General features: G+C 73.9%; 7 protein-coding genes and 1 pseudogene. 7 read left to right on the top strand and 1 reads right to left on the bottom strand.

The features are described 5' to 3' along the window. Positions 1-8: 8 nt before the first annotated feature. Positions 9-1,051 (bottom strand): annotated as a pseudogene (locus IE255_RS09865) (serine hydrolase domain-containing protein). Positions 1,052-1,222: 171 nt separating this feature from the next. On the opposite strand from IE255_RS09865, the gene IE255_RS09860 reads away from it, so the two are divergent. The 7 genes from IE255_RS09860 (at position 1,223) to IE255_RS09830 (ending at position 14,588) form a co-directional block, all read left to right on the top strand. Continuing rightward, positions 1,223-3,316 (top strand): serine/threonine-protein kinase, encoded by a 2,094-nt coding sequence (locus IE255_RS09860; RefSeq protein ID WP_190049810.1) that lies wholly within the window; start codon positions 1,223-1,225, stop codon positions 3,314-3,316. 153 nt (positions 3,317-3,469) lie between these two features. Further along, on the top strand, positions 3,470-5,968 hold the full coding sequence (locus tag IE255_RS09855; protein ID WP_229906338.1) for a serine/threonine kinase C-terminal domain-containing protein: 2,499 nt from the start codon (positions 3,470-3,472) through the stop codon (positions 5,966-5,968). A gap of 167 nt (positions 5,969-6,135) precedes the next feature. Then, on the top strand, positions 6,136-7,896 hold the full coding sequence (locus IE255_RS09850; RefSeq protein ID WP_190049808.1) for a serine/threonine-protein kinase: 1,761 nt from the start codon (positions 6,136-6,138) through the stop codon (positions 7,894-7,896). A gap of 124 nt (positions 7,897-8,020) precedes the next feature. Continuing rightward, on the top strand, positions 8,021-9,199 hold the full coding sequence (locus IE255_RS09845) for a serine/threonine-protein kinase (RefSeq protein ID WP_190049807.1): 1,179 nt from the start codon (positions 8,021-8,023) through the stop codon (positions 9,197-9,199). A 118-nt stretch (positions 9,200-9,317) separates the two neighbouring features. Continuing rightward, on the top strand, positions 9,318-10,961 hold the full coding sequence (locus tag IE255_RS09840) for a serine/threonine-protein kinase (RefSeq protein WP_190049806.1): 1,644 nt from the start codon (positions 9,318-9,320) through the stop codon (positions 10,959-10,961). A gap of 68 nt (positions 10,962-11,029) precedes the next feature. Beyond that, on the top strand, positions 11,030-12,814 hold the full coding sequence (locus tag IE255_RS09835) for a serine/threonine-protein kinase (protein ID WP_190049805.1): 1,785 nt from the start codon (positions 11,030-11,032) through the stop codon (positions 12,812-12,814). 136 nt (positions 12,815-12,950) lie between these two features. Next, entirely contained in the window at positions 12,951-14,588 is a 1,638-nt protein-coding gene (locus IE255_RS09830; protein ID WP_190049804.1) for a succinic semialdehyde dehydrogenase, read from the top strand. Positions 14,589-14,655 lie beyond the last annotated feature (67 nt).

Below are 14,655 nucleotides of genomic sequence, written 5' to 3'. Positions count from 1 at the left end.
CGGTCGTTCTACGAGGTGCGGGGGCAGAACTCGGCCGTGAGCACCGCGGGTTCCAGGCCGGGATCCGCGATCGCGTCCGTGTTCACGCGGAAGGTGAGGACACGCCGGCCGTCGACGGTGGCCGCGCTGCGCACATAGCTGCCGGCTATGTGCCCTTGTGCCCCCACACCGTGGTGCCGCACGGAAGCCTCTCGGGAAACAGCCCCATGCCGTACGCGCCGTGTGCGGCACGGGTGTCGAGCATTTCGCGCAGCCAGTGCGGGGGCAGCAGCCGGCCGCCGAGCAGGGCCGCGTAGAAGCGGTCCAGGTCGGCGAGCGTGGTCACCAACTCGCCCGCGGCGCCGGCCACCCGCGGGTCGAGATCGGTGACGTCGGTTCCGTCGGCGGCGTAGGCGTGGCCGTGCGGAGAGGGCAGCGAGGAGCGGGATCCGGGGAAGGAGGTGCCCGTCAGGCGCAGGGGAGTGATGATGCGGCGCTCGGCCTCGGCGGCGTACGAGTGGCCGGTGACCTGCTCGATGACCAGGCCGAGCAGGACGTAGTTGGTGTTCGAGTAGGAGAAGCGGCCGCGTGCGGCCGGAGGGTGGGTGAGTGCGATGCGCAGGGCCTGACGGGGTGTGACGGGCGTGGTGCCGCCGGTGGCCGCGGTGAAGTCGTACAGGCCGCTGGTGTGGGTGAGCAGGGAACGCAGGGTCAGCGCGCGGCCGTCGTTGCCCGCTCCCCGCACCAGGCCGGGCAGGTGCTGCTCCACGGTGTCGGACAGCGCCAGCCGGTGCTCGGCGGCCAGTTGCAGCACGACCGTGGCGATGAACGTCTTCGTGATGCTGCCGGCGCGGAAATGGTCCGACCGGGCGATTCCCCGCCCGGCGTGGGCGTAGTGGGTGGTGGCTCCCTCCTGGGCCAGCAGGGCCGCGGCGGGGGCTCTGCCCCGGGTCACCAGCAGCGGCAGCACGGTGTCCGTGGGCGGCGCCGAGAGGGCCGACGAGTCGGCCGGGGGCAGCACGAGGAGGGCGAGGGACACAGTCAGCACCAGCAAGGTCCGAAGCGGCGGCATACGGGCTCCTCCCTGGTCAGGGCCCATCATGCAAGGCAGTGCGTGGTGGGCCGCAGCCGGGTCGGAGGGGGCCGGGCCCGCGGGCGTTCGCCAGGGGGCCCCTGGGCGCTGGGCACTTGTCGGGTGAGAGACAATGGAGGCTCTGTCAGGGCGGGTTGTATGAGGGGACGCATGTCGGAGGCGGAGCGGGCGGGCACATCTCGTCAGGACACTCGTCAGGACAACAGGGAGCGTCTCCTCGCGGGGCGTTACCGGCTGGGCGAAGTGCTCGGCCGCGGGGGCATGGGCACGGTCTGGCGGGCCCAGGACGAGACCCTCGGCCGGACGGTCGCCGTCAAGGAGCTGCGATTCCCGTCGAACATCGACGAGGACGAGAAGCGGCGGCTGATCACGCGGACGCTGCGCGAGGCCAAGGCGATCGCGCGGATCCGCAACAACAGCGCGGTGACGGTCTTCGACGTGGTCCAGGAGGACGACCGGCCCTGGATCGTGATGGAGCTCGTCGAGGGCAAGTCGCTCGCCGAGGTCATCCGGGAGGACGGCCTCCTCGAACCGAAGCGCGCCGCCGAGGTCGGGCTCGCCGTCCTGGACGTGCTGCGCTCCGCGCACCGCGAGGGCATCCTGCACCGCGACGTGAAGCCGTCCAACGTGCTGATCGCCGAGGACGGCCGGGTCGTGCTCACCGACTTCGGCATCGCCCAGGTCGAGGGCGACCCGTCCATCACCTCGACCGGCATGCTCGTCGGCGCGCCCTCCTACATCTCCCCGGAGCGGGCGCGCGGGCACAAGCCGGGTCCGGCGGCCGACCTGTGGTCGCTCGGCGGGCTGCTGTACGCGGCGGTGGAGGGCTCGCCGCCGTACGACAAGGGGTCGGCCATAGCGACCCTCACGGCCGTGATGACCGAGCCGCTGGAGGAGCCGAAGAACGCGGGCCCGCTGAAGGACGTCATCCACGGGCTGCTCACCAAGGACCCGGCCAAGCGGCTCGACGACGCGGGTGCCCGGGCGCTGCTGAACGCGGTCATCCGCGCGCCCGAGGTGTCCGAGCCGGAGCCGCTGGACGCGACGAAGGTCGTGCCGCTGCCGGCGCAGCCGGACGGCCCGTCGGGCAAGAAGGGCTCGGCGGGTTCCGGGGGCAAGCGGGGCGAGGAGGCCGGGGAGCGGTTGCGCGGGGCGCTGCGTTCCGTGCGCAAGGCCGCGGCGGGGACGGCCGCCGCCTCCACCGAGTCCGAGGCGGGCACGGCCTCTTCCGGCTCGGACGGCAAGGCGGGCCGGAGCGGGACCGTGAGTGCGTCGAAGGCGAAGCCGGGTTCGGCGGTGGCGTCGGGGGCGGCGGCCGGGGCCGGTGAGCGGGGTGCGCAGGGCGCCAAGGCCAAGTCGAGCGGCGGGAGTTCCGGGTGGCCCGTGGTGCCGCCGCCGGGTACGCAGGGCGCCAAGCCCCAGTCGGGCGGCGGGAGTTCGGGGTGGCCCGTGATGACGCCGCCGGACCTGCCGCCCCGGCCCGTACCGAGGGCGCCGCTCACCGACGTGGTGCCGCGGCGGACCCTGATGATCATCGCGGTGGTCGTGGCGCTCGCCGTGATCGGCACCGTGCTGGCCATAGCGCTCAGCGGGGACGACAAGGGCTCGAAGGGAGCGGCCGGCGGGAGTGGCGGCAAGACCGTCGCCACCGCGTCGGACAGCGCCGACACCAAGGGCGACGAGACGGGTGGCACGCGGACGGACGGTACGGCGACCCGTCCCGCGTCCTCGGGGGCCGCCTCCTCGAACAGCACGCCGAGCGGCTCGTCCGGCGCCCGCGCGGGGTCGGACGGCTCTGACGGTGAGGGCACCTCGCAGGTGTCGACCCATCAGGGGAACCAGGGGTACTCGATCGGGCTGCCGAAGGGGTGGAAGTACCGCTCCACGAGTGCGGCGGGCGACCGGTTCACCGGGCCCGACGGGCAGAAGCTGCTCATCGCCTGGACGTCCACGCCCAAGGGCGACCCGGTGGCGGACTGGAAGAGCCAGGAGCGCTACATGAAGCGCGCCCAGTACAAGAGGATCCGAATAGAGCAGGTGGACTACCGCGGCTGGAACACGGCCGACTGGGAGTTCACCTACGTGGAGAGCGGCACCAAGTACCGGACCATCGACCGCGGATTCGTCGTCGACGACCGGCAGGGGTACGCGCTGATGTACACGGCGAAGGCGGCCGACTGGAACGGCGAGCCGCGCAAGGGGACTTGGCGGACGCTGACGAAGACCTTCGAACCCAAGTCCTGAGCATGAGCGGCCCCGGGTTTGGGGAGTGAGATCTGGCATCCCCACGATGTGAGTTGCCTGCGGCACGTATCGTAAATGTTTGCGGACCGTGCGCAGCCGGAACGGACCGTGGGGCGAACGGATGTGACCGACCAGGCTGCCGGGGGAGGCAACGTGGACGACTATGCGGGACGGGTACTCGCCGACCGCTACCGCCTGCCGCTGCCGCCGTCCGACGAGTACGAACTCACCGAGACCCGGGCCTTCGACACCTACAGCGGACAGGAAGTCCTGGTCAGGCAGGTGCCGTTGCCCGAGGTGGTCGAGGCGGAGGTCCTCGACGCGGAGGGGCTGCCCGACGGCTTCACGGCACGAGAGGGCGGCGCGCGGCGGCCCGGCGTGCGGCCGGGCACCCGGCGGCCCACGGATCCGGTCGTGCGACGCGCGGTCGAGGCCGCGCAGTCCGCAGCGGCCATCCCCGACCATCCCCGGCTCGACCAGGTCTTCGACGTGTTCGCCGAGGGCGGTTCGCTGTGGATCGTCAGTGAGCTGGTGGCCGCGCGTCCGCTGGCGGCGCTGCTCGCCGAGAAGCCGCTGACGCCGTACCGGGCGGCCGAGGTGGCCTCCGATGTCCTGATGGCGCTGCGGGTGCTGCACGCCCATGGCTGGGTGCACCGGAACATCACCGCGCGGACGGTGCTCGTCTGCGACGACGGCCGGGTGATGCTGACCGGTCTGGCGGTGGGCGCGGCGGAGGAGGCGCTGTGCGGGTACGACCCGGTTCCGCCTCCGGCCTTCGAGGAGTCCGAACAGGGGCCGGGCCAGGCGGGTGGTCCGGGGCAGGCCGGTGGTTCCGCCGGGCCGGTCAATGGCGTGGGCGGCCCGCCCGGCGTCGGTGGGCCCGGTGGCGCGGGTGATCCCGAGGCCGCGCGGCGGGCCGCCATAGAGGCGCGGGAGGCCAGGGGCCTGCCGGCGACCGGAGCCGACACGGGCGGGGGCCCGGCCGTGCCGGCGCGGCGGAGCGTGGACGACAGCGAGGACCCGCGGGCCGCGCGCGCCGGGGCGATCGCCGCCTACCGGGCGGGCGCCCGGGCCGCCGCCCGGGTCCAGGAGACGCAGCAGAACGGCCGGGCGGCGCTGCCCGGTGCCCGCCCTGCCCCGGACGGCAACGGCTCGGCGCAGTCGCCGTACATCCCCGGGCAGGGCGCGGCGCCCGGTGCGGCCCCGCCGGGGCGGATAGCCGACCCCTACGGCGTGGGCGGCACCCCCCGGACGACCGCCTGGCACGGCGCCACGCCCCGCGGCGGAACCGGCGAGGCGCCCGCGCCGCAGGGCCAGGAGCAAGCGGCTCTCCCCCCGGCCTCCGACACCTCCGCGGCCACGCGGTGGGACGACCTGGTCGCCCACACCCCCGCACCCCGGCGCGGTCCGGCCACGGCCCTGGCCGCCGAGCGGGCCCGGCAGGCGCGCATGGCGGTCGTCGGGCCCGTGACCGAGCGCTGGGCGCCGGAGCAGGCCGGACCCGTCCACGAGAACTGGCAGCTGGCCGCGCCGATCGGCCCCGCGACCGACCTGTGGGCGCTCGGCGCGCTGCTCTTCAGGGCCGTACAGGGGCATGCGCCCTACCCGGAGGAGTCGACGGCCGAGCTGGTGCAGATGGTGTGCGCGGAACCGCCCGCGTACGCCGAGGAGTGCGGGCCGCTCCGGCCGGTCGTGGAGTCGCTGCTGCGGCAGGACCCCACCGAGCGCCTGGACTTCGAGGAGCTGCGCGGCTGGCTGCGCTCGCTGGTGCGCTCGGCGCCGGAGCCGGAGGCCGGGGTGCACGTGGTCCCGGCCCCGCCCGCCGACGCCAGCCGGCTGCCCGTCGTACGCCGCCGGGGCGAGCTGGTGCGCCGGCGGCGGGCCGGGCTGCCCGCGCACCACGGGCGGCACAAGCGGGCCAAGGAGTCCCGGTCGCCGCACCGCCTCGGGCGCACCCTGCTCCTGCTGGTCCTGCTCGCGATGGCCGCCGCGGTCGCCTATGCCGTGCTCTTCATGCCCAAGTCGGACGCCGGCGGCGCGCAGGGCGCGGACCGCACCGGTGCCGCCGGTGAGGTGAGCCAAGTCCCCGAGCCGGATGCCAGCAGCGAGCCCCGGACCGACCAGACGTCGCCCGAGCCGGAGAAGAGCCCGTCGGCGTCGGCCGGTTCCAGCGAGACGCAGACCACCGGCCCCGAGGTCGCCGACGGCTTCACCCTGCGCAAGGACTCGGCCGGCTTCCAGGTCGCCGTGGCCCAGGGCTGGGAGCGCACCCCGCGCAACGGCAGCGGGCAGGTCGTCTACTCCAAGGGCGACTTCGAGCTCATCGTCGTACCGGGCCGGGACAGCGCGTCGGAGTACGGCAGTGACCCGATGGCCTACCAGCGAGAAGTCGAGCGCGAGTTGCAGCCGTACCGCGACTCCAGCTGGGCCACCTCCACCGGCCTGAAGACGATCGAGGTGGGCGGGCGGACCATGGCCGAGGGGCAGTTCACCTGGACCGGCGAGGACGGGGGCGAGCTGTATGTGCGCAATCTCGCGATGCTGGTCGACGGGCGGTACCACGTGGTCCAGGTGCGCGGCCCGGAGGCGGAGCGGGACGAGGTGACACGGCTGTTCGAGCAGGCGGCGGCGACGTACCGGGCGACGAAATGATCTTCTGACCTGGCTGCCGTACGCTGGAGTTCACCTCCCGGCTCCCTCCTGTCCCGGACGGCGACAACCGTCACAGTGCGGTCACCGTGGCACCCCGCTTGTTCCCTGGGCAAGGGCGGGTCCTTACGCTGACCCTGTCAAGACCATTGCGGGGCAACGTGAATCAGATGCAGGGCCTGCTCGTCGCGGGCCGCTACCGGCTGGCCGACTCCATCGGCAGTGGCGGCATGGGCCGAGTATGGCGTGCGCATGACGAGGTGCTGCACCGGTCCGTGGCCATCAAGGAGTTGACGGCCGCCCTCTACGTCTCCGAGAGCGAGCAGGCCATCCTGCTGGCGCGGACGCGGGCGGAGGCCAGGGCCGCCGCGCGGATCAGCCACACCGCGGTCGTCACCGTGCATGACGTGCTGGAGCACGACGGCCGCCCGTGGATCGTGATGGAGCTGGTCGAGGGCCGCTCGTTGGCCGACGCGGTCAAGGAGGAGGGGCGTGTCGAGCCGCGCGAGGCGGCGCGCATCGGCCTCTGGGTGCTGCGGGCCCTGCGCGCCGCGCACACCGCCGGCGTCCTGCACCGCGACGTCAAGCCGGGCAACGTCCTCCTCGGCCGCGACGGACGCGTCCTGCTCACCGACTTCGGCATCGCCCAGATCGAGGGCGACACCACCATCACGCGCACCGGCGAGGTCGTCGGCTCGGTCGACTACCTCGCTCCCGAGCGCGTGCGCGGCCACGACCCCGGCCCGTCCTCCGACCTGTGGGCCCTCGGCGCGACGCTCTACACGGCCGTGGAGGGCCGGTCGCCGTTCCGCCGCACCACGCCCCTGACGACCATGCAGGCGGTGGTCGAGGAGGAGGCCGCCGAGTTCCGGCACGCCGGGCCGCTCGCGCCCGTCATCACCGCCCTGCTACGCAAGGATCCGGCCACCCGGCCCGACGCCTCCGAGGCCGAACAGATGCTGGCCGAGGCGGCGGAGGGACGGCGGCCGAGCGGGGCGCAGGCGTATGTGCCGACGCAGTACGGGGGGACGCGGCCGTACCAGGAGGCCCACAGCGGGACAGGCCCGGCCGGAACGGGCTCGGTCGGCACAGGCCCGGCCGGTACGGGTCCGGTCGGCACCCCCTCGGCGTCGCACACCCGGACGCCGCTCCCGCCGCTCGCCCGGACCCCGGCCATCGGCACCCCGGCTTCCGGGACGCCCGCGGCCGGTACCCCCGCGGCAGGCACTCCGACGGGCCGTCCCACCATGCTCGGCCGGACGGCGACCGGGCCCCGGCAGTCCGGTTCGGGGCGGCGCGGCCGGCTGCGCACGCTCGCCCTCGTCGTCGCGCTCGCGGCGATCATCGGCGGGGGCACGGCCGTGGCGCTCCAGCAGTGGAACGACAACCGGCAGACGCCGGGCGCCGCATCCGGCTCGACCACGCCCAAGAGCACGGAAGTGCCCGGCGGTTCGGTGCCCGACGGCTGGACCCGCCGCGACGACCCCGCGGGTTTCAGCCTCTACCTGCCCAAGGGCTGGAAGCGCCAGCTCTACGGCCCGCAGGGCGAGCTCAAGCAGATCGACTACACGCCCGACGGGGGCCGGCACTTCGTCCGGATAGCCGTCGACACCTCCCCGGACTTCGCCGACCCGTACGCCCACCAGCTCGACCTGGAGCAGCAGCTCCAGCGGCTGGTCGACTACAAGCGCCTCACGCTGAAGCGCAACGTCTACCGCGACCGGAACGGCGCGCTGTGGGAGTACACCTGGACCGCGCAGGCGAAGGACACCAAGTTCCCCGGCCCGCGCCGCGCCATCGAGGAGACGTACGTCGCCCGCGACGGCACCGAGTACGCGCTCTACATGTCCGCGCCCGCGTCGGACTGGGCGACGGCGCGCAAGCAGTTCACCTCGCTGCTCCAGGGCTGGCAGGAAAAGACCTCCTCCTGACGCGCAGGACCGCGGAGGTACCGCGGAGGTACCGCGGAGGGGTTTCTGACATGGGGGCCGTCTGTTTCGGCCACCCGCAGGTCGCGCCCCGGAGCGGTTCCGTCCGGTGGGGCATGATGGCCGCATGGGGACCGAGGGGCACAACAGGCGTGTCATCGCGGGCCGTTACCGGCTCGAGGAGAGGCTCGGGCGCGGTGGCATGGGCGTGGTCTGGCGGGCGACCGACCAGCTGCTCGGCCGGGGCGTGGCCGTCAAGGAACTCCCCTACGACGAGACCCTCTCCGCGGCGGACGCGCGCCGCCGGCGGGACCGTACGCTGCGCGAGGCCCGGGCGGTGGCCCAGCTGAGCCATCCACACATCATCGTCGTCCACGACGTCGTCGAGCACGACGAACGCCCGTACATCGTCATGGAGTTGATCGAGGGCGGCTCGCTCGCCGACCGGCTCGCCGGCCAGGGCCCGGTCGACGCCGACGAGGCAGCGCGCATCGGCATCGCCCTGCTCGGCGCGCTGCGTGCCGCGCACGCGTCCGGGGTCCTGCACCGCGACCTCAAACCGGACAACGTGCTGCTGGAGGCCGGCACCGACCGGGTCGTCCTCACCGACTTCGGCATCGCCCAGGTGCAGGGCGCCCCCACGCTCACCGAGAGCGGCTCCTTCGTCGGCTCGCCCGAGTACACCGCGCCCGAGCGGATGTCCGGGGTCAGGACCGGGCCCGAGTCCGACCTCTGGTCGCTGGGCGCGCTGCTGTGCGCGGCCCTCAGCGGGGAGTCGCCGTTCCACCGCGACTCGTTGGGCGGCATCCTGCACGCGGTGGTCGTCGGCGACATCCAGCCGCCCGCGCAGGCCGGGCCGCTCCTGCCCGTCGTGCGCGGCCTGCTCGAACGCGATCCGGACCGGCGGCTGGACGCGGACCGGGCGGAGCGGATGCTGCGGGCCTTCCGCGACACGGGACGTACGCCGCAGTCACCGCCGCCCGGGTACGCGCCGACGGTGCGGGACGCACCGCGCAGGCCCCTCGGACCGCCGCAGGACATGGCCGAGGGGCAGCCGCCCGTGCCCCCGGAGGACACGCCCGGACCGGACCGGCAGGAGGAACCGTTCCTCCGGCAGCCCACGCGGCGCGTGCTCGTGGCCGCGCTGCTGGTCGCCGCGATGGCGGGGGCGGGGGTGTCCGCGGCGGCGCTGCTCATGGGGGAGGGCGACGGGGACGGCGGTCCCGCGCCGACGAGTTCGGCACCCGGCACGCCCACGACCCGGCCCGCCTCTCCGAGCACTCCCGTGGCCACCCCCACCCCCTAGCCGGTCGAGCCCCGTACCGCCACAAAGGGGAGATAGGCCCCCGCCCGAAGTCACGGGTCTGTGACCGGCTCGCGTCCGTGGTGGATACGGAAGCGCTCGGCGCGATAGGGATGAGCCCATGAGCAACAACGGGGGAGCCCGATCCGGGGCCGACGAGCCCACGAGTTTTGTTCTGCAACCGCCGAATCCACCGGAACCGGTACCCGGTAATCCGTACGCGACGCCCACCCAGGTCGTGCCGCCCCGGTCGGCGGCAGCCGCCGAGGAACCCGGTGCCGGGCGGCTCATCGCCGGGCGGTACCGGCTGATCGCCAGGCTCGGGCACGGCGGCATGGGCACGGTGTGGCGGGCCAAGGACGAGACGGTGGACCGGGAGGTCGCCGTCAAGGAGCCCCGCGTCCCGGACCACCTTCCCGAACGCGAACGCGCCAACACCTTCGAGCGTATGCGCCGCGAGGCACGTGCCGCGGCCCGGCTCGACCACCCGGCGGTGGTCGGTGTCCACGACGTCGCGGTCGTGGAGGGCCGGCCCTGGATCGTCATGGAGCTGGTGCGGGGCCGCTCGCTGGGCGCCGCGCTCCAGGAGGGCACCCTGTCCGCACGCGAGGCCGCCCGGATCGGCCTGGAGGTGCTCGGCGCGCTGGAGGCCGCCCACGCGGCGGGCATCCTGCACCGCGACGTGAAACCGGACAACGTGCTGCTCGGCCGGTACGACCGGGTGGTGCTCACGGACTTCGGCATCGCCCGGATCGAGGGCGAGACCAACCTGACCGACACCGGCGGCTTCGTCGGCTCGCCCGAGTACATCGCGCCCGAGCGCGTGCTGGGCCAGCGCCCGGGCCCGGCCAGCGACCTGTGGTCCCTGGGAGTGGTGCTGTACGCGGCGACGGAGGGCGTCTCGCCGTTCCGCCGCAGCAACACCCCCGCCACCCTCCAGTCCGTCCTCAACGCCACGCCCGCACCGCCCGCCTCCGCCCGGGGCCCGCTCGCCGAGGCCATCAACGGCCTGCTGCACAAGGACCCGGCCCGCCGCCCGAACGCCGCACAGGTGCGGGCCCTGCTGGAAGCGGCAGCGGACCCGCCCGCCGGCCGGCCCACCCAGTCCGTCCCGGTCACCGGCCGGGGCGACGGCGGCAGACGGGGCGTCAGGCTCGGCCGCACGGCGTGGGCCGGGCTCGGCGCGGCGGTCGTCGCCGCGGCGGTGACGGCGTACCTGGTGATCGCGGACCCGTTCGCCGGGCCGCTGCCCGAGGGCTGGAAGGTCCGCCAGGAGAAGGGCCTCGCCGCGGCGCTGGCGGTCCCCGACGGCTACCAGCGGACCGTGCCCGACCGGAAGACGGACCAGGGGCACTGGGTCACGTACACCGACTGGAGCGGCAGCATCTGGATCGGCCTGACCCTGGACCGGAAGGCGGAGGACACCGGCAGCACCATCGCGGGTTCCGCGGCCGCCGAGATGTACGACGACGACAGCAGGTTCAAGGACAGCGGCAGCTACGACCTGGACATGCCGGAGAACCCGGACACGGACCCCAAGGTGACCGCCTACCGGGGCGGGAAGGCCGCCGAGAACACCGTCGCCTACGACACCGACGACACCGAGAACCCCCGCCCCCGCGAGTTCAGGATCTTCTACTACAAGACCTCCGGCGGCGACATGTACAAACTCACCGTCAGCTACCCGGGCAAGGGCGACTTCACCGACCGCGGGCGTGAGGTGGCGGGCACGGCCATCGCGAACCTGGACATCGACGGCACCTGAACCGGCCAACACCCCTGAGAAACGCCCCGCGTCGACAAGCGCCCGGCCAGCAGGGTACTGATGGGGGCATGAGCAACGACGGGGGTGGGACGGGCGCCCAGGACCGGCTGGTCGGCGGGCGGTACCGGCTGGTCGAGCGCATCGGCTCCGGCGGCATGGGCACCGTCTGGCGGGCCCGCGACGAACTCGTCCAGCGCGAAGTCGCCGTCAAGCAGCCCCGGTTGCCCGGCGACCCGGAGGACGAGAGCCACCGGCGGGCCGCCCACCGGCTCTACCGCGAGGCCCGCGCCGCCGCCCGCGTCGACCATCCCGCGGCCGTCACCATCCACGACGTGGTCGTCGAGGCGGAGCAGCGGGACGAACGCCCTGGGCCCAAAGGACCCGACGAACTCGACGCGGCCGAGGCGCTCGACGGACTGCCCTGGATCGTCATGGAGCTGGTCCGGGGCGAGTCCCTGCACGAGAGGCTCCGGCGCGGCCCGGTCGAGGCCCGGGAAGCGGCCCGGATCGGCCTCGCCGTCCTCGGCGCCCTGCGCGCCGCCCACTCCGTCGGCATCGTGCACCGGGACGTCAAGCCCGCCAACGTGCTGCTCGGCCCGCACCGGCGCGTCGTGCTCACCGACTTCGGCATCGCCCACGTACAGGGCGAGGAGTCCCTCACGGCCAGCGGGGAGTTCGTCGGCTCGCTGGAGTTCGTCGCGCCCGAGCGGATGTCCGGCCGTATCGCCGGGCCCGCCTCCGACCTGTGGTCCCTGGGCGTCCTGCTGTACGCCGCCGTCGACGGCGCGTCCCCGTTCCGCCGGACCACGCCGGAGGCCACGCTCGCCGCGATCCTCGCCGCCGAGCCGCCCGAACCCAAGCAGGCCGGACCGCTCGGGCCGCTGATCGTACGGCTGCTGGTGCAGGACCCCGAACAGCGGCCGGACGCCGAGGAGGTCGCGAGGGCGCTGGAGGCCGTGGCCGGGCGGTGGCCCGAGACGGAGCCGGTGCGGGAGCGGCCCCAGGAGGCCGAGGACATACCGGAGCCGGAGGAGGACACCGGCACGGTACGCCTCGGGGACGGAACGGCCGTACCGCAGGGGTCGGCAGGGCAGCACACACCGTCCGAGCCGGCCGCGCAGCTCACACCGTCCGAGCCGGCCGCGCAGCACACCCCGCCCGAGTCCATGGCGCCGAGCGACTCCACACCCCCCAAGCGCCACACCCTCCTCCGCCCCGGCCCCCTCGCCCTGCTGGGCGCACTGCTCGTCGGCGGCACGGGGATCGCCACCCACCTCGCCGGCACGAGCAGCGCGGAGACCACCGAACAGGGCACCGGCACAACGCCGGCCCCCACCGCCCCGGCCCCCACCGCACCGAGCCCGACCACACCGGACCCCACCGCCTCCGGCCCCGGCGACGCCTGGACCCCGCACCGTGAGTCGGACATGGCGGTCGTACTCCGCCTCCCGGCCGACTACCGCCGGTTCGCCAAAGTCGGCAGCGCGACCGACCAGCCCCGCATGGCCGTCTACGGCGACGCGCGGGGCGGCACGATCCAGGTCCGCCTCCTCCTCTGGGACAGGGCACCGGGCTCCCCGATGGACCAGGCCCGGAAGGCCCACGTCACCTGGGGCGAGAAGGCGGAGACGCAGTACACCCGCACCAGCGTCCAGGCCTACGACGCCGCCATCGCCGACACCACCTACAACGTGGACGAGGACCCCCGGCGGGTCATGCAGGTGCTGATCCGCACCGACGACGGCCGCATGTACGAACTGCGCGTCGACATGCCCAAGGGCACGCCGGAGGAGAAGGAGGGCACCGCGCTGTTCAAGGGCGCCCGGGATCGGCTGGGGATCGTAGAGGGCTGAATCACACGACGGGTCGCCGCGTGATGCCCTGATCAGCGCATTCGTTGCCAGCAGCCACTGGCGCCGTGTGTGCAGTCGGTGAAGCCGTATTACCGACGGGTACCCAAAGGCTCCGCCGCGGCATACCCTGCGCCTCATGACGGACGCGCAGGCCGCTGAGAAGACGGCAGAGATCGGCACGGCACAGACCGGCACGAACCCCCTCGCCCCCGCCCCGGAGGGCGCCCGCACCGCCGCCGACGTGGTCACCCCCGAGCTGGTCGCCCAGCTCACCAAGGGCGTGGTCGGCTCCGGTCGCACCGCCAACCACACGCCGTTCACCGGTGAGAAGCTGGCCGACCTCCCCGAGTCCACGCCCGAGGACGTGGCGAAGGCCTACGAACTGGCCCGCGCCGCCCAGGCCGTGTGGGCGCGGACCCCGGTGCGGCAGCGCGCCGCCGTCCTGCTCCGCTTCCACGACCTGATGCTGGAGCGCCAGGCCGAGGTGCTGGACCTGATCCAGCTGGAGACCGGCAAGGCCCGCCTGCACGCCCACGAGGAGGTCCAGGCCGTCGCGGTCGCCGCCCGGCACTACGGCCGCAAGGCCCCCTCCTACCTCCGGCCCAAGCGGCACGCCGGCGCCATGCCGACCCTCACCAAGGTCAGCGAACTGCGCCACCCGCGCGGCGTGGTCGGCCAGATCGCCCCCTGGAACTACCCCCTGGAGCTGTCGGTCGGCGACGCGCTCCCCGCGTTCGCCGCGGGCAACGCGGTCGTCATGAAGCCCGACACCGAGACCTGCCTGACCGCCCTGTGGGCCCGCGACCTGCTCATCGAGGCCGGTCTGCCCGCCGACGTCTTCCAGGTCGTCCTCGGCGACGGCCCGGTCGTCGGCCCCGAGGTCGTCCGGCACGCCGACTACGTCTCCTTCACCGGCTCCACCCGCACCGGCCGCGAGGTCGCCCAGGGCGCCGCCGCCCGGCTGGTCGGCGTCTCCCTCGAACTCGGCGGCAAGAACGCCATGCTGGTACTGGAGGACGCCGACATCGAGAAGGCCGCCGCCGGAGCCGTCCGCGCCTGCTTCTCCTCCGCCGGCCAGCTCTGCATCTCCATCGAGCGGCTCTTCGTCCACGAGTCGATAGCCGACGCCTTCCTGGAGCGCTTCGCCGCCCGCACCAAGGCCATGCGCCTCGGCAAGTCCCTGGCGTACGGCGCCGACATGGGCTCCCTGGTCGGCGAACGCCAGCTGGAGACCGTCACCCGGCACGTCGAGGAGGCCGTCGCCAAGGGCGCGAAGGTCGTCGCGGGCGGTGTCGCGCGCCCGGACATCGGCCCGTACTTCTTCGAGCCGACGATCCTCGACGGGGTGGGCACGGACATGTCCGTCTGCGCGGAAGAGACCTTCGGCCCGGTCGTCTCGGTCTACCGCTTCACGAACGAGGACGAGGTGATCGAGCGCGCCAACGCCACGGCGTACGGCCTGAACTCCTCGGTCTGGACGAGGAACGGCCGGCGCGGCCAGGAGGTCGCGGCCCGCCTGCGCACCGGCACGGTCAACATCAACGAGGGCTACGCCCCCGCGTACGGCAGCGTCCAGTCGCCCATGGGCGGCATGAAGGACTCCGGCCTCGGCCGCCGCCACGGCTCCGAGGGCATCCTCAAGTACACCGAGGCCCAGACGATCGCCCACCAGAGGGTTCTCCCGATGGCCCCCTCCCTGGGCATGGACGACGAGAAGTACGCCCAGTTCATGACCAGGAGTCTCCGCCTGATGAAGGCATTCAGGTTCCGGTGACCGACCTTCTTTTCTAGGGGCGCGGGGCTGTATCGATATGCGGCTCCGCCGCGTGGGCGCGACCAGC

The sequence above is a fragment of the Streptomyces lomondensis genome (genome assembly GCF_014651035.1).
GTDB lineage: Bacteria > Actinomycetota > Actinomycetes > Streptomycetales > Streptomycetaceae > Streptomyces > Streptomyces lomondensis.
The sequence above is the reverse complement of the archived record's forward strand: the minus strand, read 5'-3'. Positions and strand labels throughout refer to the sequence as shown.

Excerpts from the sequence above, each read along its gene's own strand:
- IE255_RS09860 (WP_190049810.1), top strand. The coding sequence starts at position 1,223 with ATGTCGGAGGCGGAGCGGGCGGGCACATCTCGTCAGGACACTCGTCAG.
- IE255_RS09850 (WP_190049808.1), top strand. The coding sequence starts at position 6,136 with ATGCAGGGCCTGCTCGTCGCGGGCCGCTACCGGCTGGCCGACTCCATC.
- IE255_RS09845 (WP_190049807.1), top strand. The coding sequence starts at position 8,021 with ATGGGGACCGAGGGGCACAACAGGCGTGTCATCGCGGGCCGTTACCGG.
- IE255_RS09840 (WP_190049806.1), top strand. The coding sequence starts at position 9,318 with ATGAGCAACAACGGGGGAGCCCGATCCGGGGCCGACGAGCCCACGAGT.
- IE255_RS09835 (WP_190049805.1), top strand. The coding sequence starts at position 11,030 with ATGAGCAACGACGGGGGTGGGACGGGCGCCCAGGACCGGCTGGTCGGC.
- IE255_RS09830 (WP_190049804.1), top strand. The coding sequence starts at position 12,951 with ATGACGGACGCGCAGGCCGCTGAGAAGACGGCAGAGATCGGCACGGCA.